Source organism: Streptomyces sp. NBC_01803 (assembly GCF_035917415.1).
Taxonomy (GTDB): Bacteria; Actinomycetota; Actinomycetes; order Streptomycetales; family Streptomycetaceae; genus Streptomyces.
This window is the reverse complement of the sequence record NZ_CP109073.1, coordinates 3,498,599-3,523,280: the sequence shown is the minus strand read 5'-3', so window position 1 is coordinate 3,523,280 and position 24,682 is coordinate 3,498,599. Positions and strand designations below refer to the sequence as shown.

The window sequence follows — 24,682 nt, the reverse complement described above, 5'->3', positions numbered from 1 at the left end:
GGGTCAGGTCCCGCGTCCCCCCACCGAATCCACAGCAGAGGAAGGGTCCCCCATGCCCGCAGCCAGACGCGCCGCCCTCGCGGCGGCCCTCGCCGTCGGCGAGCCGGGGTTCGGGTGGCCGTCCATTAGGGAGGGACGGACGGCCACCCGGGCCCTTCGGCGCGGCCGTCCGGCCACGGCCGACCAGAGCGGATCCTGTACGACCCGGACCGGCTCCGGGCAGGCGCGGGCGGAAAACCTGTCAACCCGATAGCAATATCCGCGCGCCGCCACTCAAGACCATGAGCCTTCCCTAGCACAGAGGACTCACCCGGCTCAGCGTCTCTTATCACGGCCCTTCCCGGCCCTTGATCCCCCCGTTACCGTTGGGTAACTCGCAGCGCTGGTTCGCGTCGCTGCGGCGCTCACCGACCACCGACCACCGACTGCCCACGGGAGTGGCTGGTTTCCTCACGTCCGTCGTCTGGAAGGGCCGCGATGCCACGGACCGAAGCCGTGATCACCCAGAATCCCTGGCGGGATCTGCCGCCCGCGCTCGCCGCGCTGCTGCGCCCGCGCCTCGCCGCCATCGAGGCCGAGATCATCAGCTCGATCCGCGGCGAGGTGGACACCTACAGACAGCCTCTCAACTCGGCCATGGGACGCGACCTCGTGGCCACCGTGCGCCGCGCGCTGGAGCAGTTCGTCGAACTGATCGAGAACCCGGACAGCCCCCAGGGGCACCACGCGGACTTCTTCCAGCGGCTGGGCCGCCTGGAATTCCTCAACGGGCGCAGCACGGACCTGCTGCAGGCCGCCTACCGGGTGGGCGCCCGGGTGGCCGCCCGCCAGTACGTGGCGGTCGCCCGCGCGGCCTCCTTCCCCGAGGAAGTCCTCTTCACCCTCAACGACGCGGTCCTCGCGCACATCAGCACCCTGTCGGAAGAGGCAGTCAAGGGCTACTCGTCGGCGATGGCCAAGACGGTCGGGGACATGCCGCGCGCCCGGCGGCTGCTGGCGGAACGACTGCTGGAGCCGGGGCCCGCGAACTCGGCCGAGCCCGTCGAGCTGCTCGCGGCCCGCGCCAAGTGGGTCTGGCCCGAGCGCGTCGCCTGCGTGGTGCTGCCGGGGCTGACCGAGGCCCCGGCCGGTCTGGACGAGGAGATCCTGGTGCTGCGGCGCGGCAACGTGCTGCACCTGATCGCGCCCGACCCCGACGCCGGCGGGCGGGCGAACCGGCTGCGGCAGCTCCTCGGGGACGGCACCCCGGCCGTGCTCGGCCCGACCGTGCCGCCCGAGCGGGCGTCGATCTCGCTGCACTGTGCCCGGCTAACGCTGACGCTGCTGCGCCGCTCCTCGCGCGGCCCGCAGGGCGTGGTCGACGCCACCGACCACCTCGTGGACGTCCACCTGCTGAACGGCGCGCCCGTCGGGCATCTGGTCGCCGACCGCGCGCTGCTGCCCCTGCAGCGCCTCACCCCGGGGAAGGCCGCCCGGCTGTCGGAGACACTCGACGCGCTGCTGATGTCGTGGCGGCGGACCGCCCCCGAGGTGGCCGAGGCGCTGCACATCCACCCGCAGACCGCCCGCTACCGCATCCGGCAGCTCGAAGACCTCTTCGGGACGCGGCTGACCGACCCGGCGTTCCGCTTCCAGGCGATGCTGGCGCTGCGCACCAGGGCGCTGGAGGTCATCGAGCCCCGCCGTTGACGTAGAGGGTCTGGCCGCTGACGTAGGAGGCGTCGTCGCTGGCGAGGAAGGCGACCACGGAGGCGATCTCCTCGGGCTGCCCGACCCGGCGCAGCGGGGTGCGCTCGGCGACGAGCCGCTGGTGATCCTCGGCGGAGGCGCCGACGCGGGCGGCGGTGGCGGCCGTCATGGAGGTCGCGATGTAACCGGGTGCGACGGCGTTGACGTTGATGCCGTACGGGCCGAGCTCGATGGCGAGGGTGGCGGTCAGGCCCTGGATTCCGGCCTTGGCCGCCGCGTAGTTGGCCTGGCCCCGGTTGCCGAGGGCCGAACGGCTGCTGAGGGAGACGATCTTGCCGTAGCGCTGCTCGACCATGCGGGACTGCGCGGCCTGGGCGCAGTTGAAGGCGCTGGTGAGGTTGACCGTCAGGACCGCGTCCCAGTCGGACCTGGGCATCTTGAAGAAGAGGTTGTCCCGGGTGATGCCCGCGTTGTTCACGAGGATGTGCAGGCCGCCGAAGTCCTCGGTGATCGCGTCGAACACGCCGTGCACGTCCGCCTCGTCCGCGACGTCGCAGCCGTAGGCGCGGGCCTTGCCGCCCGCCTCGGTGATGGCCTCGACCGTCGCCGCGCCGCGCTCGGCGGTGAGGTCGACCACGGCGACCTCGGCGCCCTCGTCGGCCAGCCGCCGGGCGGTGGCGGCGCCGATGCCCTGCGCGGCGCCGGTGACGACAGCGATCCTGTCGGTGAACCTGCTCACGGAATCTCCTTGTCGGTCCTCTGACGTCTTCTGACGTCTTCTGAGGTCTTCTGACGTCTTCTGGAAGCCTTCTGTCGGGGGAGCGTCAGTCGCGGTCGACCAGCACGGCGCTGCCCTGGCCGACGCCGACGCACATGGTGGCCAGGCCGCGCCGCGCGCCGGTCCGGACCATGCGGTGCAGCAGCGTGGTGAGGATGCGGGCGCCGGAGCCGCCCAGCGGGTGGCCCAGCGCGATGGCCCCGCCGTCGGCGTTGACCAGCTCCGGGTCAAGGCCCAGCTCCCGCACGGACGCGAGGGCCTGGGCGGCGAACGCCTCGTTGACCTCCGCCTCCTCGACGCCGTCGACGCTCCGGCCGAGGCGGCCCAGCACCCGGCGGGTGGCGGGGACCGGGCCGATGCCCATCACGTCGGGGTGCACGCCCGCGCTCGCGCCCGCCGCGTACCGGCCGAGCGGCGTGAGGTCCAGGTCGCGCACGGCCTCGTCGCTCATCAGCAGCAGGCCGGCGGCGCCGTCGTTCATCGGCGAGGAGTTGCCCGCGGTGACGCTACCGCCGTCGCGGAAGACGGGCTTGAGGGCGGCGAGGCGCTCGGCGGTGGTGTCCTCGCGGATGCCCTCGTCCTGGTCGACCACGACGCCGTCCGGCCGGGTGACCGGCAGGATCTCGGCGGCGAACAGGCCGTTCTTCCGGGCCTCGGCGGCCCGCCGGTGGCTGCGCAGCGCGAAGGCGTCCTGGTCCTCGCGGCTGACCCCGTACCGCCGGGCGACCTCCTCGGCGGTCTCGCCCATCGCCAGCACCCCGTGCAACTCACGCATCAGCGGATTGGTCAGGCGCCAGCCGAGCCGGGTGTCGGCCGTCGTCATGGCGCGCGGCAGCGCCTCGTCGGGGCGGGGCAGTACGAACGGCGCGCGGCTCATCGACTCCGAGCCGCCGGCCAGCACGATGTCGGCCTCGCCGGAGGCGATGGCGCGGGCGCCGGAGGTGATGGCCTCCAGGCCCGAGGCGCACAGCCGGTTGACCGTGGCGCCGGGGACGGACTCGGGCAGCCCGGCGAGGAGCACGGCCATCCGGGCGACGTTGCGGTTGTCCTCGCCGGCCTGGTTGGCGGCGCCCCAGTAGACGTCGTCGATCCGGGCGGGGTCGAGCGCGGGCACGTCGGCGAGGAGGCCGCGCACGACCCCGGCGGCGAGGTCGTCGGGCCGGACGGTGGACAGGGCGCCGCGCAGCCGCCCGATGGGCGTGCGGCGGGCGGCGACGAAGTGAACGGTGCGCATGGTGTCGGTCTCCGTTGCGTTGACGTGGCCGTTGCCGAGGCCGTGGCCTAGAAGGCGCTGACGCCTGTCAAGTCCCGCCCGATGATGAGCTTCTGGATCTGGCTGGTGCCCTCGTACAGGGTCATCACGCGGGCGTCGCGCAGGTACTTGCTGACCGGGTACTCGTCGATGTAGCCGTAACCGCCGAACACCTGAAGGGCGTTGCTCGCGGCGCGCACCGCCGCCTCGCTCGCGTAGAGCTTGGCGATGGACGACTCCGTGGCGAACGGCTGCCCGCGGTCGATGAGATCGGCCACCCGCCAGGTCAACAGCCGCGCGGCGTCCGTCTCGACGCGGATGTCGGCCAGCAGGTCCTGCACCAGCTGATGGGAGGCGATCTTCTTGCCGAACTGCTCGCGCTGGCCCGCGTACGTCACGGCCGCCTCCAGGCTGGCGCGCGCGATACCGACGCAGCCGATGGCGACCGACATACGGCCCTTGGCGAGGGCGGCCATGGCGACCTTGAAGCCCTGGCCCTCGCCGCCGAGCCGGGCGGTGTCGGGCACCCGCACGTTGTCGAACGTCAGCTCGGCGGTGGGCTGGCCGCGCAGGCCGAGCTTGCCGTGCACGGTGCGGCGCTCCAGGCCGGGGGTGGAGGTGGGCACCAGGAACGCGGTCACGCCCTTGGCGCCGGGGCCACCGGTGCGGGCGAAGACGAGGACGACATCGGCCCAGGTGCCGTTGGTGATGAACATCTTGGAGCCGGTCAGCAGCCAGTCGGCGCCGGCCCGGACCGCGCGGGTCGCGAGGTTCCCGGCGTCGGAGCCGGTGCCCGGCTCGGTGAGACCGAAGCAGCCGATGGCCTCGCCCGAGCAGAGCCGGGGCAGCCACTCACGCTTCTGCTTCTCGTTCCCGTAGGAGCTGATCGACTTGGCCACCAGGCCGAGCGAGACGGAGACGATGCCGCGCACCGCCGAGTCGCCCCGGCCCAGCTCCTCCAGGACCAGGCAGTAGCCAAGGTGGTCACCGCCGGAGCCGCCGTCCTCCTCGGGGATGGTCAGCCCGAGGAAGCCCAGCGCCCCCAGCTTGCCGACGATCGCGCGGTCGACGGACTCGGCGCGGTCCCACTCGGTCGCGTGGGGCACGATCTCCCGGTCGGTGAACTCGGCGGCCAGCCGCCGGACGGCCACCTGCTCCTCATCGAGCTCCAGGTTCATGGCGGGCACTCCGTAGGCATCCAGAAGCTTTCAGCAGCTTTTAATTAGCAGTGCAAGTTTTACAGGACGATACACGGCCCGCCCGGCCGAGGGGAAGCGTGTAGCCTCCCAGGAATCCCGTTCGCCCGCCCCGGAGGTGCGTCATGGGCCGGCCGCGCCGCCCGCTGCTCAGCCGTGATCGCATCGTCGAGGCGGCGCTGCGGATCGCGGACACCGAGGGCCTGGCGGCCCTGTCCACCCGGCGCCTGGCCGCCGACCTCGGGGTGAGCGGGCCGTCGCTCTACAACCACTTCCGGACCATGGACGAGCTGGTCGACGCGGTCGCGGACACGGTCCTCGCGCAGGTCGACATCTCGATGTTCGGCCGCCTCGACTGGCGGACCGCGCTCCGCGACTGGGCCCGCTCCTACCGCGCCGCGCTCGCCGCCCACCCCAACCTGGTGCCGGTCCTGGCCCGCGGCCCCGGCCGCCGGCCGGGCGCGCTGCGGCTGGCCGACGCGGTCTTCGGCGGCCTGGTGGAGGGCGGCTGGCCCCGCCCGCACGCCACCCGGATCGGCGCGCTGATGCGGTACTTCGTCACCGGCTCGGCCCTCGGCTCCTTCGCCTCCGGCTTCCCGGCCGACGCGAGCGTCTACAGCGGCGAGTACCCGCACCTCGGCCAGGCGCACCTGCTGGCGGAACACCAGCAGGAGATCGACGAGGGCGCGTTCGAGACGGGCCTCGAAGCCCTCCTCGACGGTCTGGAGATCCGCTACGCCCGCGTGCGACGCACCTCGTCCGCCCCCGCCCCCGCCCCCGCTCCCGCCGAGGACACCGACCCCGACACCGAGCCCGAGCCCGCGACCGGCTGAGCGGGCGCCGATCCGCCCTCCCACGAGGCCGCGGGGGCGTCGTCGTCCACCGCGACACGGGGAGAGCCTGACAACGGCGCGGGCGCCCCCGGCCTGTCCGGGCGGGCCCCCGCCCGACCCCCGCGACCTCGGGTGCGGGGCCGTCGGCCGCGTACCCGGTGGGCGGCACGCCCCGCCGCCGGCGGCGCGCACCGCCAGGCCGTCCCAACGCGAGCCTCCCGTAACGGCGTTCGGCCCGGACGGACGGTCGCGCCCGCGGCTCCGGCCGCCTTCCCGGGGTGCCGCCGCGGCCGTTCGGCCCGCGCCCGTTCGAGCGCCTTCGCGCGTCCGCCCGTCCGCTTCCGCCCGGGCCGGGGAAAAGCACCAACCGAAGGCGCCCGGACCGAACGCCGGGGGACCACGCGCCGGCGGACGCGACGAGAGGAAACGCGATGCGAAGCGACGACCCGAACCCCCGCACGGACCGAGGCGTTCCCCGGTGAGGCGGGTGAGCGGGCCCACCGACCACGTCGTGGTGGTCGGCGCCGGGCTGTCGGGCCTGGCGGCGGCCCTGCACCTGCTGGGCGCGGGCCGCCGGGTGACCATCGTGGAACGGGCCGGCCTGCCCGGCGGGCGCGCCGGGCGCCTCGACCGGGCCGGGTACCGCATGGACACCGGCCCCACGGTCCTCACCATGCCCGAGCTGATCGAGGAGGCGCTCGCCGCCGTGGGCGAGTCGCCGGCCGATCGCCTCGACCTCGTGCCGTTGCACCCCGCCTACCGCGCCCGGTTCGCCGATGGCGGCGGCCTCGACGTGCACACCGACGCCGAGGCGATGGAGGCCGAGGTGCGCCGGTTCGCCGGGCCGCGCGAGGCGGCCGGGTACCGGCGGCTGCGGCGGTGGCTCACCGACCTCCACCGGGCCCAACGCCGGCGGTTCATCGACGCCAACTTCGACTCCCCGCTCCAGCTCCTCCACCCCGACCTCGCCCGGCTCGCCGCGCTCGGCGGGTTCGGCCGGCTCGACGCCGGGATCGGCCGGTTCCTGTCCGACGAACGGCTGCGGCGCGTCTTCACCTTCCAGGCCCTCTACGCGGGCGTGCCCCCCGCCCGCGCCCTCGCCGCGTACGCCGTCATCGCGTACATGGACACGGTCGCCGGGGTCTGGTTCCCGCGCGGCGGCATGCACGCGCTGCCCCGCGCGCTGGCCGGCGCCGCCGCCGACGCGGGCGCCGCGTTCCACTGGGGGCACGAGGTGACCGGGCTGGAACGGTCCGCCGACCGCGTCACCGCCGTACGGACCGACCGGGGCCTGCGCGTCCCCTGCGACGCCGTCGTGCTGACCCCCGACCTGCCGGTGGCCTACCGGCTGCTCGGCCGCCGTCCGCGCCGCCCCCTGGCGCTGCGGCACGCGCCGTCCGCCGTGGTCCTGCACGCCGGGACCGACCGCACCTGGCCGGAGCTGGGCCACCACACGCTCTCGTTCGGCCGCGCGTGGCGCGGCACGTTCGAGGAGCTGACGCGCACCGGCCGTCTGATGAGCGATCCGTCGCTGCTCATCACCCGCCCGACGACGCACGATCCGGCGCTCGCGCCGCCGGGCCGGCATCTGCACTACGTGCTCGCTCCCTGCCCCAACACCGACATCGGGCCGAGCGCACGCGACTGGCGGACGCTGGGGCCCCGGTACCGCGACAGTCTGCTGACCGAGCTGGAACGCCGGGGGCTGGCCGGTCTGGGCGCCGCGATCGAGGCCGAGTGCCTGGTCACGCCCGCCGACTGGACGGCGTGGGGGCACGCGGCGGGCACCCCGTTCTCCGCCGCGCACACCTTCGCCCAGACCGGCCCGTTCCGGCCGCGCAACCTGGTGCGGGGCGTGGCGAACGCGGTGCTGGCGGGCTGCGGGACCACGCCCGGCGTCGGCGTGCCGACCGTGCTGCTCTCCGGCAAGCTCGCCGCCGCCCGGATCACCGGCCCGGCCACCGTCCGGCGCCGGACCGTCCTGGCGGAGGCCGCGTCGTGACCGCGCGCGAGCTGGACGCGGCGGGCATCACCGACCCCGACCTCCGCGCCGCCTACCGGCACTGCCGGCGGCTCAACGCGCGGCACGGCAAGACGTACTTCCTCGCCACCCGCCTGCTGCCCGCCGCGCGGCGCCCGGCCGTGCACGCGCTGTACGGCTTCGCCCGCTGGGCCGACGACGTGGTGGACGACCTGGACAGCGGCGCCACGCCGGAGGAACGGGCGAGGGCGCTGGACGGCCTCCAGGCCCGGCTCGCGGCCGGCCTGCGCGGCGCGGACACGGCGGACCCGGTGGTCCAGGCACTGGCGCACACCGCCGCGCGGTACCGCGTCGACCACGCCCACTTCGCCGACTTCCTGACGTCGATGCGCGACGACCTGGTGGTCACCGACTACCCGACCTACGCGGACCTGCGGCGTTACATGCACGGCTCGGCGGCGGTGATCGGGCTCCAGATGCTGCCGGTGCTCGGCACGGTCGTCCCGCCCGAACGGGCCGCGCCGCACGCGGCGGCGCTCGGCGTGGCGTTCCAGCTCACCAACTTCCTGCGCGATGTCGGCGAGGACCTGGACCGGGGCCGGATCTACCTGCCGGCCGACCTCCTCGCGGCGCACGGCGCGGACCGGGCGCTGCTGCGCTGGAGCCGGGACACCGGGGCGCGCGACCGGCGGATCACCGCCGCCCTGGTCGCGGCGGCCGAGCTGACGCGCGGTGTGTACCGGGAGGCGGCGCCCGGCATCGGCATGCTCGATCCCGTGTCCCGGCCATGCGTCGCGACCGCGTTCACCCTCTACGCCGGGATCCTCGACGCCATCGCCGACGACGGCTACGCCGTGCTGCACCGCAGGGCCGTGGTGCCCCGGCGGCGGCGGGCGGCCGTGGCGCTCGGCGGCCTCGGCCGGATCGCGGCGGCCCGGCTGCGGGCGCGCGTCGGGGCCGCCGCCGGCCGCGTCCCGGTGTCGGGGCCCGGGAACGGAAACGGGAACGGAAACGGAAACGGGAACAGGAACGGGCCCTGGCGCGGGCCCTGGCGCGGGCGCGGGCAGGGGAACGGGCGCGGGAACGGGCGCGGGAACGGGCGCGGGCAGGGGAACGGGACCGTGCCGGAGAAGGAGACCGTGTGAACTCCGGCCGTTGTCCGCTGCGGCTGCGCCGCCGTCCCGTCGCCTGGGAGGACCAGCGGCCCACCTGGCGCGACGCCGCCCCCGGCCTGATCGCCGCCGCCCTCAAGCGCGCCACCGCCCGCCCCTCGGGCAACTGGTACGTGCTCGCCGCCGCCCGCGAGATCGGCCGGGACCGGCCCTTCGGCCGCACCGTGGCCGACACCGAGGTCGTCGCCTGGCGGGACGCGGGCGGGCGGCTGCTGGCCGGGCCCGGCGCCTGCCCGCACCTCGGGGCGCCGTTGAAGGACAGCCGGGTGCGGTGCGGACGGGTGGTCTGCCACTGGCACGGACTGGCGCTGAACGGCGCGCCGTTCGCGGGCTGGGAGCCGTTCCCGGCGCACGACGACGGCGTGCTCGCGTGGGTCAGGCTGGACGCGGTGGGCGGGGAGGAGCCGCTGCCCCGCCCGGTGATCCCGCCCCGGCCGCGCCCGGCGGGGGCGCTGGACGCGGTCTGGACCGGGATCGGGGCCTGCGAACCGGAGGACGTGCTGGCGAACCGGCTCGATCCGTGGCACGGCGCGTGGTTCCACCCGTACACGTTCGTGGACCTGTCGGTCGCGGAGCCCGGGGACGGCGAGGACGGTTTCTCGGTGGAGGTGTCGTTCCGGGTGGCCGGGCGAGCGGTGGTCCCGGTGCGCGCCGTCTTCACCGCGCCGGAGCCGCGCACGGTGACCATGCGGATCACCCGGGGCGAGGGCGTCGGTTCGGTGGTCGAGACCCACGCCACGCCCCTCGCCCCCGGCCGCACCGCCGTGGTGGAGGCGATCATCGCCACCTCCCCCCGCCCCGGCTTCGCCCTGGCCCGCACCGCCGCCCCCCTGATCCGCCCCCTGTTGCGCGCCACGGCGGCCCGCCTGTGGCGGGACGACCTGACCTACGCCGAACGCCGCTGGCTGCTCCGCCGAACCGGCCGCTTCCCGGCCTGACCCCCGACCGCCCCGAACGGCCCCCGGCACGCGCCACGCACCCCCGCCCCGTCACCCCCACAACCCGACGGCGCGGCCCGGACCACAAGGCAATCCGCGCGCCACGGCGGTCCGCCGTCGGCCCGTTCCCCCAGCACCACTGGCACGGCCGCACGGTCCGGTGCCGGCACCTCGGGCGGGCAGCGCGGCGCCGGGCGCCGCGGGCGGGCGGCCACTCAGCCGCGCCCCCACCGCCCCGACCGCGCGAGGGCGCGCAGGGCGGCCGTGCGGCCCCGGTCGGGGACGGTCCACAGCGCCTGGCCGCGCACGCCCCACCGGGCGAGCAGGGCGTTGGCCGCCAGGAAGCCGGTCGTCGCCGCCCGTTCCATCAGCGCCACCGGCAGGTCCGTACGCACCAGGTCGCCCGCCAGCATCACCTCCCGGTGCGGGGTGCGGACGGGCGGGCGGTCGGGCCAGCCGTTCACCGGGAACAGCGGGCAGTCCGCCCGCCACTCGTGCCGCTCGTCCACGACCCGCGCCGCGCGCAGCTCCGGGTAGACGCGGCGGGCCTGGGTGACGAGGTCCCGCTCCACCGCGCTCCGGTCCGCGCCGGCATCGACGGCGTAGGCGTGCAGCTCCACCACCGAACCGCCGGTGCGCGCGGCCCAGCGCGCCGCCTCGCCCTCCCAGACGTCGAGGACGCTGATGTTGTCCAGCGGGCCGTAGCCGCTGGTGCCGAGGAACCCGGGCCGGCCCGCCGCCACCGGCCGGTCCAGCCACAGCCGGGAGACCAGGAACGGCGGCGCGGTGCGCAGCCGGGCGATCCGATCGCGCCACGCGCTGTCGCCGAGCGCGGGGGAACGGGCCACGAGGTCGCGCAGTCCGGTCGCGTCGAGCGCGAGCACCACCGCGTCGTAGCGCGCGGTGCCGCCGCCGTCGGCGGTGACGTCCGCGCCGCCGCCCGGCGCGGGCGCGACCCGTTCGACGGCGGTCCCGGTGCGCACCACGGTCCGGTGCCTCTCCAGGTAACGCCGCAGCGGGTCCCACAGGGCGCGCGGGAACGGCTCGTCCGGCACGTCGAACAACAGCCCTTCCGCGCTGCCGAGGAAGTAGATATGGAACATCAACGCCAGCTCCGCCGCCGAGAGTTCACGCGGGTCGGCGAAGAAGCTGCGGGAGAAGACCTCGAACGCCAGATGGTGCGCCGCCGGGGGGAAACGGATGCGGCCGAGGAAGTCGAACGCGCTGATCCCGTCGAGCTGTTGGTAGACGCGCGGCACGCGGACGTCGAGCAGCGGCAGGGCGGCGGCCGGGCGCATCCGGAGCAGGTCGGCCCAGCCGAAGCTGGGGCTGAGCGCGACGAAGCCGAGCGCGCTCCACGGCGGGGTGCGCGGCACGCGGGCGAAGCCGTCACGCAGGCCGCCGCTGTGCTGAAGGGGGTAGTCGGGCAGGCCGGTCAGCGCGCGCAGCCCGGGGTCGGCGCGGCGCAGCAGACCGCGCAGGTTGTAGTACTGGCGGAAGAAGGCGTGGAAGCCCCGCGACATGGTGGCGGCGGAGCCGTCGGCGAGCCGGATGTCCCAGCCCGCGAGGCGCCCGCCGAGCGCGGTCTCGCGCTCGAACACGGTGACCCGCACGCCGCGTTCGGCCAGCGCGGTGGCCGCCGCCAGCCCGGCGATGCCGCCGCCGGCCACGGCCACGGTGGGCGGCGCGTCCCCGGCCCGCGCCCGCCCCGGCACGGGCATCACGACCCACGCCCGCCGATCCCGCCCCCGCCGCACGCCACTTGTCACCGTCCGCCTCCCGTCTTCCGGCTCAGCACCGGCAGTTCGGCCACCGTGCGCAGCATCGGCCGCACGGGCGTCCGCAGGCCGATCGCCAGGTCCTCCCGCAACGTCGAGCGCCCGTCGAGGAAACGCAGCAGCCGTTCAGTCGGCACGCCCCGGAAGAGTCCGGTGAAGAACTCGGCGCCGTCGATCCGCCCGGTGGCCAGCGCGCGCAGCAACACCGCGTCCATGGCACGGGACTTGGCGGGGTGCGCGGGCGGCGGCACCGGGGGCCGGCCGCGCCGGTAGGCGGCGGCGATGGTCCGGGTCTGCCGCTGGACGGCGGCGAACGTGTAGCCCGTCGCGGGACGTGTCGCGCCGCCCGCCGTGCCGATCCGGAAGACGGACTTCCCGGCGCGGCGCGGGAAGACGGCGTCGGTCATGGGGATCACGCCCTGCTCGACGGCGGTGACCCGCGGCCCGCGCAGGCCGAGCACATCCCGGGTGAAGTGCCGCAACGCCCGCTCGTAGCCGTCATGATCGAGGAGCGCGGGCGCGAACTCGGTGTATTCGACCAGCGCTTCGCACGGCCCGAACGGCAGCACGTATCCGAAGGACAGCCCGCGCCCCGGCTGGCGGGTGCGGAAGTCCATGAGGTCGGCGATGTCCGGGTCGAACGCGGCCCGTTCGGTCCGGACGAACCAGCCCCGGAAGTGCTGGAAGAGGGTGGTCCGCGCGGGCGGCAGCCGACGCGGCGGCCGGGAGTCGAACGCCCAGCGCGCCCGCAGCTCGATCCGCCGCCCGTCCCCGGCGACGCCGCGCACCACCGCGCCGCCGCCGCCCGGCGCGTCGCGCACCGAGTGCACCGCCGCCTCCACCCGCCCGAAGCCCGGCCGTCGGCCGAGCCATCCGGTCACCAACGCCTCGAACGCGGTCGAGCGGAGCATCTTGTACCGCAGCGGCCCCGGCCGCCCCTCGACCGCCCGGCCGTCCGTCCCGCGCACGCGCAGGCGGTCCCAGGAGGCGGCCACGGCGTCGTCGTACTCGCCGCGCTCCTCCTCCCAGAAGCACCAGGTGCGTTCCGCCGGGCGCAGCGGCCCGGCCGGGGCGTCGACGAGCACCACCGACGCGGTGTCCGGCAGCCGGTGCGCGAGCGACAGCCCGGCGGCGCCCGCGCCGACGATCACGACATCGGCGTCACCGGTGACCGGCCCACTTCCCACAGGCGCGATGCTCCCGCACAACGGCCCTCCGGCCCGGCGGACGACACCCCCGCCGCCGCTCCCGCCCGACAACCACCCGGACGGACGCGCCGGCTCCGGCCCCTCCGGCTGCGGCTCCGGCGTGTCCGGCTCCCGATCCGGCTCCGGCTCCGGCTCCGGCTCCGGCTCCGGCTCCGGCTCCGGTCAGTCGCCCACGCCGCCGCTGTCCTGGGCGCCGATCGGGGTGCCGCTGAGCTAGCGGGCCGTGTTCACCAGGCCGACCACACCGCCACGACTGACGCGACCCGCTGCCCACCCCGCGCCTGCCGAGCCTGGTCCTGGAGGCCGCCCCGGACCGGGTGTTCCTGCTCCCGGCGAGCGACTGGCGCACTCCCCCGGTCGCGAACGGACCGCCGCACCGTCGGCACCGGCCAGATCCCGACCGGCCCCCCTGCTCCGCGCCGTCCACGCCACCGGCTACCGGCTACCGAAGCCCGTGCGTGATCGAGATCTTCTCCGGCGATGTGCCCGACTTCCTCCACGACACCGACCTCACCGCCCTGATCCACGCCAACCGAACCAGCCTGGAGACGGCTTGGCGCTCCGGGGTCGCGTCATGAACGCCGCAGCGCGGCGGGGGCGTGGGCGGGGACGGCGGGGTCGCGGGGCGGGATCGGGTCCAGGCGCCGGTACGGCTCGTGCTGTGCCGGGCGCGGATCGGCCTCGCCCTTGTTCGGCCAGAAGGAGCAGGCGCGTTCGGCCTGCGCGGCGATGGTCAGGGACGGATTGACCCCGAGGTTGGCCGAGATGGCGGCGCCGTCCACCACCGAGATCCCGGGATGCCCGAACACCCGGTGGTACGGGTCGATCACGCCCTCCTCGGCGCTGGCGCCGATGGCCGCGCCGCCCAGGAAGTGCGCGGTGAGCGGGATGTTGAACACCTCGCTCCAGGCGCCGCCCGCGACCCCGCCGATGTGCTCGGCCACCCGTTGGTTGGCCTCGTAACCGGCCCGGATGAACGACGGGTTCGGCTCGCCGTGGCCCTGCTTGGACGCCATCTTCCGCCGCCCGAGGATGCTCCGCTTGGTGAACGTGGTGATGGAGTTGTCCAGGCTCTGCATCACCAGCAGGATCACGGTGCGCTCGCTCCACCGGTACCCGTGCGCCACCTTCACCGTGTTCAGCGGATGCCGCAGCGCCTGGAGCAGCACCTGCAACAGGCGCGGCATCCGCCGGTCGCCGTCGGAGGAGAGGGTCTGGAGCAGGCTGATGGCATTGCTGCCCTTGCCGTAACGCACCGGCTCGATATGGGTGTTCGGGTCCGGGTGGAACGAGGAGGTGATCGCCACCCCGCGCGAGAAGTCCCGCTCGGGATCGACCTTCGTGCGCGCGGCGCCGATGATCGCCTCGGAGTTGGTCCGGGTGAACTCACCGAGCCGAGACGACACCCGGGGCAGCGATCCGGTGTCGCGCAGCTTGTGCAGCAGGGTCTGCGTCCCCCATGTCCCGGCGGCGATCACCACCTTGCCCGCGGTGAACTCCCGGCGTCCGCGCCGCAGCACACCGCCGGTGGCCCGGGTGGAGACGGTGAACGTCCCGTCCGGCCGCTCCCGGACATCGGTCACGGTGGTGAGCGGCAGCACCGTCGCCCCGGCGCGTTCGGCGAGGTACAGATAGTTCTTGACCAGGGTGTTCTTGGCGCCCACCCGGCAGCCGGTCATGCAGGAGCCGCACTCGGTGCACCCGGTGCGTTCGGGCCCGGCCCCGCCGAAGTAGGGATCGGCGGCGCGTTCACCCGGCTTGCCGAAGTAGATGCCGAGCGGGGTGGGATGGAAGGTCTGGGCCACTCCCATGTCGGCGGCCACCTTCTGGATCACCTCGTCCGACGGCGTGCGCGCCGGCCGGGTGACGACGCCGAGCATCCGGCCGGCCTGGTCGTAGTGGGCGGCCAACTCGGCCTCCCAGTCGGTGATGTGGGCCCACTGCCCGTCCTCGTAGAACGGCTTCAGCGGCCGGTACAGCGTATTGGCGTACACCAGCGACCCGCCGCCGACCCCGGCCCCGGCCATCACCAGGACGTTGTTGAGCAGATGCAGCCGCTGAATGCCGAAGAACCCGAGCCGGGGCGCCCACAGATACCGCCGCAGATTCCACGAGGTCCGGGCGAACTCGTCATCGGCGAACCGCCGGCCCGCCTCGATCACCCCGACCCGGTACCCCTTTTCACTCAGCCGGAGCGCGGCGACACTCCCGCCGAAACCCGAACCGACCACAATCACATCGAAATCCGGCTCAACGCCTGCCATCGCCCAGACCCGCCTCACGGCTCGGAAACCAGGATCGCTGATGCTACGCGGCGCGCCGGTCAAAGTGCAGAGCCCCGGGGCCACTTGCGCCCCGGATGCGCACCGCCCCCGACACGGCACGCACCGCGATGACAAGCCGCAGGTCAGGGCGGTGCCCGACCGCCCGGGGGACCGGGGCGACCGGGGCGACCGGGGCGACCGGCTCAGCCGACCAGGTCCGCCAGGTCCGCCAGGTCCGCCAGGTCCGCCAGGTCCGCGACCAGTTGGTCGAAGCCCGGCAGCGCGAGAAAGCGGCGCTGCATGGCGCGGGCCCGGAATCGGTAAGCGGGGTCGTCCAGAATCCGGCGGCACGCGGCGGCGACCGAAGCCGCGCTGAGCTCCTCGACGGAAAGCGTGACGCCGAGGCCGAGTTCGCCGACGCGGGCGGCGTTCTCCGGCTGTTCTGCGAACAGGGGCAGCACCACCATGGGCACGCCCGCGTGCAACGCCTCCCTGACGCCGCTGAATCCTCCGTGCGTGATGAACAGATCGCAGGCGGGCAGCAGGAGCTGCTGCTGCACGAACGACGTCAGGTACACATTGTCCGGGCACCGGCCGGGCCAGTCGTCCGCGGTCCGCCCCTCGCCGAGCGCCACGACCGCCGTCACCGGCAGCTCGCCCAGGGCCGCCACGATCATCTCCAGCGCCGCCGGGCGCTCGGCGAGCAGGCGCGGGGCGAACGACCCCATGCTGACGAGGACGAGCGGCCGGTCGGCCGGCAGCCCCGCGACACCGGGATCGAGCCGCTGGTCGGCGGGCGGGCCGGCGGGCCGGTAGTGGCGCAGACCGGCCGGGCGCCGGCCGGGAGGATAGAACGCCTCGGGCACCACCCCCGCGATCATCGTCCGGAACGGGTGCAGGGGATCGTCCGTCGGGCGCAGACCGAGGGCGCGGCGCTGGGTGTTCAGCTCCCTCAGCAGCGACTCGCCGGCGGGCGGCACCAGCGGCGAGATGTCCAGCACCGCGCGCGGCAGGCCGAGGACCTCGGCCGCGTAGTAGGCGGCGAAGGCGACGGTCTCGTAGACGACCAGGTCCGGCTTCCACTCCCCGAGCGCCTCGATCAGATCCTCGGCGAAGCATCGGGCCAGCCCACCCGCGAAGGTCCTGGCGACGGAGTCGGGCGCGCTCCTCACGGTCTCGACGCCCACCTTCGCCAGCCCGCCCAAGTCGAGGCCGTAACGCCGGGCCGCCTCGGGATCGTTCCACAGCGTGCCCAGGCTCCGGGCGTTGGGCAGCGTCAAGGTGCGCAGCCCCACGCGCTCCACAGCCGGGACCATGTGCGCCCCGGTGGCGACGACCGTGTCGTGACCGGCCCGCCGCGCGGCGTCCGCCACGGGGACCACGACGGGCATCAGGTGGGAGTACTCGGGCTGAGCGAAGAAGGCCACGCGCATGAGACCGTCCCTCTCTTGGGAACAACGATCCAGTGACCGGATCGATGATCCGGTTCCCGAGCAGGCTAGCCTCGTGGGCCATGGGACACGCCGGGGATGAGACCAGCATCACAAGCAGCGATAGACCCAGCACCGAACGTGAGGCCGATTCCCGACAGCGGAGCGTCTGGCTCCGCGAGGGAAGACCCCACCGCGGGCACCGCCCGCTCACCCGCGCCCGCATCGTCGAGGAGGCGGTCGCGCTGCTCGACGAGGAGGGCATCGAGCGGCTGACCATGCGCCGCCTCGCCGAACGCCTGGGCACCGGCTCCACGACGCTCTACTGGCACGTGGCCACCAAGGACGACGTGCTCGACCTCACCCTCGACGCGCTGTTCGGCGAGGTGCCCCTCCCGCCGCGCGGCGACGACTGGCGAGCCGACCTGCGCACCCTGATCCTGGCCTGGCGCACCGCGATGCTGCGCCACCCGTGGGCCGTGTCCCTGCTGGGCCGCCCGCTACTGGGCCCGAACACGCTGGCCCGCGTCGAGTTCGTGCAATCGACCCTGCTCCGCGCGGGCCTGACGGGCGACGACCTGGCCGCCGCGACGTGGACCCTGTGCAGCCAGGTCATGGGCGCCGCCTCGACCCAGGCCGGCTTCCACCTCTCCCCCGCCGATCGCCACGCGGCACACACCCACCTGCTGGCCCACCGGAACAGCTACCCGACCCTCGCGGCCCACGGCTACATGCACGACGAGGACTGCGACACGGCCTTCGCGACCGGCCTCGACTACCTCCTCGACGGCATCACCGCCACGACCCACCGCTGAGCCCACACCCACCTGCCGGGGAAAGAGACCCAGTCCGTCAGCGCGGCGGCGGCACGTACTCGAGCAGCCGACGCACCCGGACCTCAGAGCCGGGATGGCTGCTCAGCATGTGATCCATCGTGCCCAACCGACTGCCGGCCGGGCCGGTCCACGCCGACAGCTCGCCGTCTGGGCGCTCGGCGAGCCCATTCCGCCGCAGCACTTCGATCAGCGTGGGAGCGAACCCGAGTTCGGCCGCCTTGCGGTCGGCACGCAGTTCGGCGGAGCGGTCCAGCGCCGCCAGCAGGTAGGGACTGAGCAGCATCGGCACGAAGATCCACGGCATGGTCACCACTGCGGCCACACCCGCGACGCCCATGAACAGGATCACGAAAGCCCCGCCCAGGCAGAAGAGCCGCTTGGAGATGTGGAAGACCACCCGCGTCGCCGCGCGCAGCGCGGCCCACGTCATCCGGACCGGCAGCGCGTACCACCCGCCCATCAGCCGGGCCCAGGAGTGGCCTCCGGTGTGGTGCCCCAGCTCATGCGCCAGCACCCCGGCGAGCTGACCAGGCGGCAGATGGGTGAGTGAGTGCCGGGTGACGCCGACGATGTGGCCCGCCGCCGCGACGGCGTTGATCTCGTCGCTCTCCTCGATCCACAGCTCGTAGTCGGTGTGGTCGACCTGCGATCGTTTGCTGATCTCCACCCAGATGGGTGCCAGATAGGCGAACTCCTCAGCGGTCGGGGGCCGGAGTCGGAGCATGCGCAAGGCGACCAGCCGCTCCGTCGGGCGATGGAACACCAGAGCCCCGGACGCCACCCAGGCCGCAGCCACCAAGTACCCCAGGACATGGCCGAAGAGTTCGACAGCCAGCGCGCCGACAATGACCAGGCTGCACACGAAGTGTGGGACGAGCGTGAGCAGTTGTGTGACGGCGGTGGCATCGGCGCCGCGCTGATTCCTGGCGATGTAGTGGCGACCGTCGTGCAGCGCCAGGTCGCGGGCCGGGTCGAAGACGCGTGGGACCGGAGGCGCGGTCGGCGGCGGCACAGCGATCGGCGCCGCGGGCAAGGGGAGAGCCGACGGCCGAGGAGGGGCCACGGCGGTCGGCGGCTGCTCGACCGGATAGACGGGGGCCGCAGGGGCGGAGGCGCCGGTCGCCAGTGGTTGTTCGCCGGGATAAGGGGGTGCCGCCTCACCGCCCACTGGATAGGCCGGAGGCTCCTGCGGCATCCGGTCGTCGGGATATTGGGGGTCGGTGGTGTCGTCGTGCTGCTGGTTCATCGCTCTCTCCTGGGCTTCCCCATTGGTGTTCCGGTGCTCACGTCATCCGATGAGCAGCGACGTGAACAGAAGCAGCGCCCCCGTGATGAACGCCACGAGGCCGATCCGCACCCAGCGCAGCTTGATCGCCGCGATGCGGCTGGTGACGTCGAGCGCTTGAACGAGCCGTGCCCGCGGGACTTCCTCGGTCGCGGCCAGGGCCGTGGCAAGCTGTCCGCGCTCCGCGGCGCGGCGGACGTCACCGAAATAGGTCAGGGGAGCGCCCGGTACCCACTCGGGTCGTCCGTAGCGCGGCGCCACCGTCAGCAGAAAGGCGGCCAGGGACACCGTCAGGGCCAAGGCGCCGACCCACCACAGGATCCGTCCCGCCGTGGCCAGTAATCCCGGCGACCAACCGCTCGTCGCCACCGCTCCGCCGAGCAGTCCGCTGGTCAGGCCGAGCGCCCCTACCAGCGCCGCCGCCTTACCGTCGGCCCGGGCGATCTCCACACGGATCTCGGCGAGCAGCCGCTCCGCGAGGGGCTCGGGTAATCCTCCCGTGACTGAATCCGTCATGCCGTTCTCCCTCCCGGCTCGCGTCTTTCGGTCCGATCGCTGATCCGTGGTGATCAGTCCGGCACCGGGCCCTCCTCCACCCGGCTCCCGGCCGCCGGAGTGCCCAGCGGTGAGGAGGGCGGTTCGTCCGAGCCGCCGGTGCCGGGAGGCAGGGAAGTCATCACTGGCGGAGCGGCACCACCGACGCTCCCCCCTCCGGCGAAGAGATCCCGGATGGAGCTCAGGGTCCGCCGTACCGGCTCCTCCAGTTGGTAGCTCTCGAAATGCCCGCTGTTCGCCACGCGGTCGAGCATGTCCAGGTTCCTGGCCACCTGAGCCGCCTGTTCGCCGCTCAGCATCTGCAGGATGTTCGGCAGATCCTGGGGGCGCTGCGCGACCTCCAGCGCCCACGGGACGACGCCGCGCTGCTCCAGGTGCCACGCGTAGAACCGCGCCTTCTCGGCCAGCATCTGCTGCTCATGGGTGAGTTCGGCGCGCTCGTTCTGATGCCGGTGCGCCTGCCGTAGCACTTCGAGCTCCTGCTGCTGCACTTCCCTGAGCCGCTCCAGCTCGGTCTCCGGCGCGACGAGTTGCGCCTGGTAGCCGATGTCTCGCAGCGCGGCCTGCTGCCCACGGGCCGCCTCGTCCAGGTCCAGCCGGACGGCGCACGTGATGGTCAGCCCCAGCTCCTCCGCGACCTGGACGCCGGCGAGGTCCTCGCGCACGGCGGTCTCCGCCCCTGCGCTGTCCTCGATGGCGAACTGACGGGTCGTCACCCGCATCCGCTCCTCCAGCCGCGGTACGACGTGCGCGGGCACGTCGCGTACCTGGCCGGCCACCACGCGGTCGGGGGCCGTGACACGCCAGGAGACGTCCAGCTCCGCGGTGAACGCGAACGCGTCGTTTTCGGAGGGGACTGAAAACGTCCGCTGGAAGTGGTGGAGACCCATGTCGACTTCGTGGACCGAGAGGAAGCGACCGGCGGTGAGTTCGCCCCGAGTAGGACGGCGTGGCGGGACGTACACCGCCAACGTGCCGTGCGGGCTCGTGAACACCAGCGCGTGGTCGACCTCGCTCACGGGCCGACGCGTGGCGAACTCGAAGCGCGAGAGCGGCCGGACCACCAGCACCGGGTCGATGATGTCCGTGCTCCGTCTGGCGTGCTGATCCCATTGGGGCGCGTAGCGGTACCCCGCCATAACTGGCTCCTTGCCGTGTTGAAGTAGTTCTTCCGCAGTGCGGTAGGTCGTTGACGTGTGTCTGGGTGACGCCGGAAAGAGTCCGTGCTCACGCCGCTGCGGCGCTCTCCCGCAGCACGTCGAGCAGCCGGACTGCCACAGGGGGCGGCGGCCCGCCGTCCTCGCCGGGCATGGTGCGCAGCAGGTAGCCGAGACGGTCACGGTCAGAGTCGGCCCCCGCGAGATGCGGGAGTAGTCCCGCCAGCGCGGTCTCCGCCCCTTCGTCGCGCGCGGCGACCAGCACCCACGCCCGCAGTCGTTGCTGTGCGGTCTCGGTGGTATGCCGGTCCCGCAGGACTCGCCGCCAGAGCGCTGCGAGGGCGTGACGCACCGGGGAGCCGACGGTCTCGTCGTCATGACTGCGCAGCAGCAACGGCCAGCTCGTCGGCTCGTCCGAGGGCTCCTCACGCCGTACGGCGGCGGCGAGAAAGGCCAGTCGGGGGAGTGACCGCAGACCCGGGTGGTTGTCGTCGCACCACGTCATGAACCGGTGCGGCACGGAGGCGCCGGGCGTGGACAGGAGCAGGAGCTCGGCCGCTTCCACCAGGCCGCCGAACTCGTCCCGCGGCCCGGCTCCGGCTGCGGCGTTCTCCTCCGTCTCCTCGCCGGCATCGGCCGACCGCTCCGCGCCCTCCGAGTGGGCGGTCCTCCGGACCAGCTCCTCCAAACTGTCCAAGGTGTCATCCGGCGCCAGGGGTCCGATGAGCGCGTAGGCGCGGACGGCCGTCCAGCGACGCTGCGGATGGGTACCGGCACCCCACTCCCGCAGCACCCGGTGCACCGCGGACGTTCCGGCGTACGCGGCCAGGGTGAGGGCGTTCGCCGCCTGGATGCAGAGCCGGTAGTCACCGCTGGACGCCCAGCCCCGCACCAGTCCGTGCATCACGGCGGAGAAGTCCCGGTCGGCCAGGGTGGCCGCGGTAGCCGCGGCGCGGGTCCGGACGAACGGGTCACCGTGCCTGGCGAGGCCGGTCAGCCAGGCGGTGAGCGGCGCGCGCACCGCCGGGTGCCCGGTCCACGCCTCGCGGAGCAGCAGTTGCGCGGTGCGCCGGTCCCTGAAGCGGGACATGGTCTGGCGCACAGGGCCCCAGGGCGTCAGTTCGCTCTCCGTGTAGGAGTCGGCGTGCGCCAGATCCATACGCTGGGTGAGAGAGGTGCTGAAGATGGTGAGTCCGGGGTCGTGTTCCGGGGACTCGACGCGCCGCATGCCCCGGCAGAGCCGGTCGCCGAGTTCGGCCGCGGTGGTGTAGGGGCCTTCGTCGCAGACGGCCAGCGCCAGCAGAAAGGCTTTATCCCGAAGCGTGATCCGCTCGGCGGGCGCGCTGAGCCAATTGCCGACCTGCTCCTGCAGCGTCTCGTGCCCATAGCGCTCCAACTCTTCCACGCCGATCTCGCCGCGGTGATACCGGGCGACTTCGACGGCGAAGTCGGCGAGGTGGGCGACGGGACGGCCGCCGACCGTCAGGAAGTCGCGGACTTGCGGCAGGGCCAGCAGTCGCATGACCTCGTCCCCGTCCCGTTCCGCCACACCCAGATGACTGCGCAGATGGGCCGCCACTACCGTGCCGGGCTCGGGCCGATGCCAGGGCACGGCGTCCACGTCCCACAGGACGGCGGAGCTCTCCACCGTGACGACGAGATACGCGTCCTGTTTGCGCAGGCGCTCCTGGCAGCGCAGCAGGTGGTGCGGGCGCAGGGGGTTGCTGCGGCTGGTGGGCAGGTCACAGACGACGTAACCGTCCGCCGCCGCCACCTCCTTCACCAGGGCCGCGGGACCCGAGTCGGGATCCAACGCCCGGACGCGGGCGGCCCCCGCGCGTCGCAGCAGCATCAGGGCCGCCGCACGACGCCCGGAGTCGTGGTCGCCGCGGAGAATCACCACGCGCGACGCGCGCAACTCGGCCAGGGCCTCGTCGAACGTCCCGTCCTCGTGGAAGACCCCCGCCAGGCGGTCGAGGTCCGCGTCGAGGACCTCCCCCGAGCCGTGGAGTTGCTCGCCGACCACCGCGCGGACGTAGACCTTGTCGCCCATCACGACATCGCCGGCCACCCGGCCGCCGGAGACGCCATGCTGGTCCCCGGCCACCAAGCCGCCGCCGAAGGACGCGGGGGCGTAGTCGCGCAGTTCGCGTGCCGCGGCCCACGCCTCTGCGGGGCGTTCACCGTCCTCGGTACCCGACTCCCGGTCGGTTGCAGGGTCCTGCTCCGGGTCGGGGCCTTCCGGCGACGCTCCCTCACCCGGCGCCGCCGCCTGCCCGTCCTCCGCCGTCATGACCGGCCACCGCCGTTCCCGCCACCGATGATCTTGTCGCCCATCACGACATCGCCGGCCACCCGGCCGCCGGAGACGCCATGCTGGTCCCCGGCCACCAAGCCGCCGCCGAACGTGGGTGCGCCGCTGTGGAACGTCAGCGCTGGCCCACCCCAGCTCTTCTTCGGCCCCACCTCCCCCGGATCCGGCTCCGCCGCGTCGTCCGGGGCGGGCTCCGCCGCGTCGTCCGGGGCGGGCTCCGCCGCGTCGTCCGGGGCGGGCTCCGCCGCGTCGTCCGGGGCGGGCTCCGCCGCGTCGTCCGGGGCGGGCTCGCCGTACAGCCAGCCGCGGACCGGTCCTTCCTTCCCCGGCACCCGCACCTCGTGGAAGGCGTCCCGGCGGATGCCGCGGTGATCGTGCCGCACCACGCCCTGATATACCGCTTCCGAGACGCAGATCACCACGTCCTGCCCGTCCTTGCCGACAGCCCGCCGGTGACGCAGTGCCCGGCGCAGCGGCTCGCCGTCCAGCAGCCGGAACGCCTGGTCGAGATCCCAGCCGTACACACCGCCGAGGACGCCGGGAATCTCGTGCGGCGCGACCTCTCCCGCCGCCAGCACCATCCGCAGCCGCACCTGCGCGCTGTCCGCCGCGACCCGGTTGTAGCCGTGCAGCTGGGTCGGGACCTCAGTCAGCAGGGCGCGCAGCAGAGCGGACTTCGGCACCAAGGGACTGACCAGCGTCATGACGCCGTCCCCGCGGTCCTCCAGACGCTGATCAGTGCGCTGCACCTCGGCGGCTTCGAGCGCGTACTGGACGGCCTCGTACATGTGGTGGCGCCTGACCCGCCGCACGACGTCGTCGCTGGTCCCCGACCCCTCGATGTCGGCCAGCAGGATGGTCTGATGCAACGGTTCGGCGATGGCTTTTGCCACAGCGGCTCCTCGTACGGTGTCTGCCTTCCAGGGAGAGCAGCCTGGTCCACCGCCGGGTTTCCGCCTAGGACGACGGGCACAGACGGAATGTGACCGATGACGCACAACCGCACCCGGAGGCCGGGGCTCTCAGATCTGCTCCCCGCCCGCCGCGATCCGGCGCAACACCTCCGGGCGCAGCACCAGGATCTTCCGCCGGGCGGTGACGACGACGCCGTTCTTGCGCAGCTCAGTGAGGAGTCGCGCGATCGCCTCGCGGGACGCCCCGACCGACCCGGCCAGCTCCTGCTGGCTCAGGGGCACGGTCAGCAGGAGACCGGAATCCGTTCGCCGGCTGTGCGAGCGAGCGAGGTCGAGAAGCAGGACCGCGAGCCGTTCCTTCACGGACAGAGAGGCGAACTGCAGCGCCCGGCGATCCCCCGCGCGCACCCGGTCGACGAGCAAACCGCTCAACTGGTGGTGTGCGTTGGGATACTGCGCCAGAAACTCCAGAAAGGTCTCCCTGCCGACCAACACGCACTCCGCGTTCTCCAGCGTGGTCACGGTCGCCGAGCGCGGGCCTCCGGACAGAGCGGCGGACTCCCCGACGAGGTCACCGGGCCGACGCAGCGCCAGCAGGACCACATAGCCCTTGGCGGCGACGGCCGTCACCATCAGCCGCCCCTTGAGGACGAGCAGCACGTGGGTCGAAGGGTCGAACTGGTGAATAACTTCGGTGCGAGCCTTGTAGTTGACCTTCCTGCCCAGAGTGAGTAACGCCTTGCGCTCCGCGTCCTCTAAGCGGACGAGGAACGGGACACGGTCATCGAAGGACGGAAAACTGATGCCGCCAGGTGACGCGATCTCGGCCATGGAAAAAGCCCCTGAGGTAGACACGTGCCGCCACACCGTAGCGGAGCCGCAGCGCGTAGACCGCTTTCGGCAATCGCCGAAGTGAGAAGCGGATGCGCCTGTGGCGAGTCGACGTAACTGCGAGCCGCACCGAGCGGAGAGGTGTTCGTGAGCTTACTCGGAGTGCTCGCCCGTATGCAGCGATATCCGAAGGGACTTCAGCGGCATGAGCGGCAAAAGACACCGGATTCCGGCGCGCATTGCCACAGGGAGAACGACGGTCCGGTGGCTG

General features: G+C 73.6%; 20 protein-coding genes. 7 read left to right on the top strand and 13 right to left on the bottom strand.

Features of this window, described 5'->3' with window-relative positions; genetic code table 11:
- Window positions 1-477 precede the first annotated feature (477 nt).
- Window positions 478-1,689, top strand: coding sequence for a helix-turn-helix domain-containing protein (locus tag OIE51_RS15860; RefSeq protein WP_326598338.1), 1,212 nt, complete (start codon window positions 478-480; stop codon window positions 1,687-1,689).
- Here the strand turns inward: OIE51_RS15860 and fabG are convergent.
- The 3 genes from fabG to OIE51_RS15845 all read right to left on the bottom strand — a co-directional run bounded on the left by fabG (window position 1,670) and on the right by OIE51_RS15845 (window position 4,897).
- The gene (gene fabG / locus OIE51_RS15855; protein WP_326598337.1) at window positions 1,670-2,428 is read right to left on the bottom strand and encodes a 3-oxoacyl-ACP reductase FabG; all 759 of its coding nucleotides are present in this window, start codon (window positions 2,426-2,428) and stop codon (window positions 1,670-1,672) included. The genes OIE51_RS15860 and fabG overlap by 20 nt on opposite strands.
- Window positions 2,429-2,513: 85 nt before the next feature.
- Complete coding sequence (locus tag OIE51_RS15850; RefSeq protein WP_326598336.1) at window positions 2,514-3,701, bottom strand: thiolase family protein; 1,188 nt, start codon at window positions 3,699-3,701, stop codon at window positions 2,514-2,516.
- Window positions 3,702-3,748: 47 nt separating this feature from the next.
- On the bottom strand, window positions 3,749-4,897 hold the full coding sequence (locus OIE51_RS15845; RefSeq protein ID WP_326598335.1) for an acyl-CoA dehydrogenase family protein: 1,149 nt from the start codon (window positions 4,895-4,897) through the stop codon (window positions 3,749-3,751).
- Between the two features lie 143 nt (window positions 4,898-5,040).
- Here OIE51_RS15845 and OIE51_RS15840 point away from each other — a divergent pair, with 143 nt between their 5' ends.
- The 4 genes from OIE51_RS15840 to OIE51_RS15825 all read left to right on the top strand — a co-directional run bounded on the left by OIE51_RS15840 (window position 5,041) and on the right by OIE51_RS15825 (window position 9,839).
- The gene (locus OIE51_RS15840; RefSeq protein ID WP_326598334.1) at window positions 5,041-5,748 is read left to right on the top strand and encodes a TetR/AcrR family transcriptional regulator; all 708 of its coding nucleotides are present in this window, start codon (window positions 5,041-5,043) and stop codon (window positions 5,746-5,748) included.
- Between the two features lie 478 nt (window positions 5,749-6,226).
- Window positions 6,227-7,750 carry a phytoene desaturase family protein gene (gene crtI, locus OIE51_RS15835; protein ID WP_326598333.1) on the top strand — a complete coding sequence of 508 codons (1,524 nt, stop codon included), beginning with the start codon at window positions 6,227-6,229 and terminating at the stop codon, window positions 7,748-7,750.
- Entirely contained in the window at window positions 7,747-8,874 is a 1,128-nt protein-coding gene (locus OIE51_RS15830) for a phytoene/squalene synthase family protein (protein ID WP_326598332.1), read from the top strand. The genes crtI and OIE51_RS15830 overlap by 4 nt, the downstream gene beginning before the upstream one ends.
- Entirely contained in the window at window positions 8,871-9,839 is a 969-nt protein-coding gene (locus OIE51_RS15825; RefSeq protein WP_326598331.1) for a DUF5914 domain-containing protein, read from the top strand. Before OIE51_RS15830 ends, OIE51_RS15825 begins: the two co-directional genes overlap by 4 nt.
- A gap of 215 nt (window positions 9,840-10,054) precedes the next feature.
- Here OIE51_RS15825 and OIE51_RS15820 read toward each other — a convergent pair whose 3' ends face one another.
- Both OIE51_RS15820 and OIE51_RS15815 read right to left on the bottom strand, forming a co-directional pair.
- The gene (locus tag OIE51_RS15820) at window positions 10,055-11,560 is read right to left on the bottom strand and encodes an FAD-dependent oxidoreductase (RefSeq protein ID WP_326600651.1); all 1,506 of its coding nucleotides are present in this window, start codon (window positions 11,558-11,560) and stop codon (window positions 10,055-10,057) included.
- Window positions 11,561-11,604: 44 nt separating this feature from the next.
- Window positions 11,605-12,804 carry a lycopene cyclase family protein gene (locus OIE51_RS15815; RefSeq protein WP_326598330.1) on the bottom strand — a complete coding sequence of 400 codons (1,200 nt, stop codon included), beginning with the start codon at window positions 12,802-12,804 and terminating at the stop codon, window positions 11,605-11,607.
- Window positions 12,805-12,811: 7 nt separating this feature from the next.
- Here OIE51_RS15815 and OIE51_RS15810 point away from each other — a divergent pair, with 7 nt between their 5' ends.
- On the top strand, window positions 12,812-13,042 hold the full coding sequence (locus tag OIE51_RS15810; protein ID WP_326598329.1) for a hypothetical protein: 231 nt from the start codon (window positions 12,812-12,814) through the stop codon (window positions 13,040-13,042).
- Window positions 13,043-13,397: 355 nt separating this feature from the next.
- On the opposite strand, the gene OIE51_RS15805 is transcribed toward OIE51_RS15810, so the two are convergent.
- Window positions 13,398-15,089, bottom strand: a complete 1,692-nt coding sequence (locus tag OIE51_RS15805) for a GMC family oxidoreductase (protein WP_326598328.1) — start codon at window positions 15,087-15,089, stop codon at window positions 13,398-13,400.
- Between the two features lie 203 nt (window positions 15,090-15,292).
- Window positions 15,293-16,522 carry a glycosyltransferase gene (locus OIE51_RS15800; RefSeq protein WP_326598327.1) on the bottom strand — a complete coding sequence of 410 codons (1,230 nt, stop codon included), beginning with the start codon at window positions 16,520-16,522 and terminating at the stop codon, window positions 15,293-15,295.
- A gap of 80 nt (window positions 16,523-16,602) precedes the next feature.
- Between OIE51_RS15800 and OIE51_RS15795 the strand changes: the two genes are divergently transcribed.
- Window positions 16,603-17,334: a TetR/AcrR family transcriptional regulator gene (locus tag OIE51_RS15795; RefSeq protein WP_326598326.1), complete on the top strand. Its 732-nt coding sequence runs from the start codon at window positions 16,603-16,605 to the stop codon at window positions 17,332-17,334.
- A gap of 37 nt (window positions 17,335-17,371) precedes the next feature.
- Here the strand turns inward: OIE51_RS15795 and OIE51_RS15790 are convergent, their stop codons facing one another.
- The 6 genes from OIE51_RS15790 to OIE51_RS15765 form a co-directional block, all read right to left on the bottom strand.
- Window positions 17,372-18,601, bottom strand: coding sequence for a M48 family metalloprotease (locus tag OIE51_RS15790; protein WP_326598325.1), 1,230 nt, complete (start codon window positions 18,599-18,601; stop codon window positions 17,372-17,374).
- A 42-nt stretch (window positions 18,602-18,643) separates the two neighbouring features.
- Entirely contained in the window at window positions 18,644-19,156 is a 513-nt protein-coding gene (locus tag OIE51_RS15785; RefSeq protein WP_326598324.1) for a Pycsar system effector family protein, read from the bottom strand.
- 53 nt (window positions 19,157-19,209) lie between these two features.
- Window positions 19,210-20,334 carry a hypothetical protein gene (locus tag OIE51_RS15780; RefSeq protein WP_326598323.1) on the bottom strand — a complete coding sequence of 375 codons (1,125 nt, stop codon included), beginning with the start codon at window positions 20,332-20,334 and terminating at the stop codon, window positions 19,210-19,212.
- A gap of 88 nt (window positions 20,335-20,422) precedes the next feature.
- Window positions 20,423-22,645 carry a hypothetical protein gene (locus tag OIE51_RS15775; RefSeq protein WP_326598322.1) on the bottom strand — a complete coding sequence of 741 codons (2,223 nt, stop codon included), beginning with the start codon at window positions 22,643-22,645 and terminating at the stop codon, window positions 20,423-20,425.
- Entirely contained in the window at window positions 22,642-23,559 is a 918-nt protein-coding gene (locus tag OIE51_RS15770) for a hypothetical protein (RefSeq protein ID WP_326598320.1), read from the bottom strand. The genes OIE51_RS15775 and OIE51_RS15770 overlap by 4 nt, the downstream gene beginning before the upstream one ends.
- 129 nt (window positions 23,560-23,688) lie before the next feature.
- Entirely contained in the window at window positions 23,689-24,411 is a 723-nt protein-coding gene (locus OIE51_RS15765; protein WP_326598319.1) for a Crp/Fnr family transcriptional regulator, read from the bottom strand.
- Between the last annotated feature and the right edge of the window lie 271 nt (window positions 24,412-24,682).

What these genes read in the sequence shown, in the direction of transcription:
- OIE51_RS15860 (WP_326598338.1), top strand. Translation starts at nt 478, where the DNA reads ATGCCACGGACCGAAGCCGTGATCACCCAGAATCCCTGGCGGGATCTG.
- OIE51_RS15850 (WP_326598336.1), bottom strand. Translation starts at nt 3,701, where the DNA reads ATGCGCACCGTTCACTTCGTCGCCGCCCGCCGCACGCCCATCGGGCGG.
- OIE51_RS15845 (WP_326598335.1), bottom strand. Translation starts at nt 4,897, where the DNA reads ATGAACCTGGAGCTCGATGAGGAGCAGGTGGCCGTCCGGCGGCTGGCC.
- OIE51_RS15840 (WP_326598334.1), top strand. Translation starts at nt 5,041, where the DNA reads ATGGGCCGGCCGCGCCGCCCGCTGCTCAGCCGTGATCGCATCGTCGAG.
- OIE51_RS15820 (WP_326600651.1), bottom strand. Translation starts at nt 11,560, where the DNA reads ATGCCCGTGCCGGGGCGGGCGCGGGCCGGGGACGCGCCGCCCACCGTG.
- OIE51_RS15810 (WP_326598329.1), top strand. Translation starts at nt 12,812, where the DNA reads ATGCTCCCGCACAACGGCCCTCCGGCCCGGCGGACGACACCCCCGCCG.
- OIE51_RS15805 (WP_326598328.1), bottom strand. Translation starts at nt 15,089, where the DNA reads ATGGCAGGCGTTGAGCCGGATTTCGATGTGATTGTGGTCGGTTCGGGT.
- OIE51_RS15800 (WP_326598327.1), bottom strand. Translation starts at nt 16,522, where the DNA reads ATGCGCGTGGCCTTCTTCGCTCAGCCCGAGTACTCCCACCTGATGCCC.
- OIE51_RS15795 (WP_326598326.1), top strand. Translation starts at nt 16,603, where the DNA reads ATGGGACACGCCGGGGATGAGACCAGCATCACAAGCAGCGATAGACCC.
- OIE51_RS15790 (WP_326598325.1), bottom strand. Translation starts at nt 18,601, where the DNA reads ATGAACCAGCAGCACGACGACACCACCGACCCCCAATATCCCGACGAC.
- OIE51_RS15785 (WP_326598324.1), bottom strand. Translation starts at nt 19,156, where the DNA reads ATGACGGATTCAGTCACGGGAGGATTACCCGAGCCCCTCGCGGAGCGG.
- OIE51_RS15780 (WP_326598323.1), bottom strand. Translation starts at nt 20,334, where the DNA reads ATGGCGGGGTACCGCTACGCGCCCCAATGGGATCAGCACGCCAGACGG.
- OIE51_RS15775 (WP_326598322.1), bottom strand. Translation starts at nt 22,645, where the DNA reads ATGACGGCGGAGGACGGGCAGGCGGCGGCGCCGGGTGAGGGAGCGTCG.
- OIE51_RS15765 (WP_326598319.1), bottom strand. Translation starts at nt 24,411, where the DNA reads ATGGCCGAGATCGCGTCACCTGGCGGCATCAGTTTTCCGTCCTTCGAT.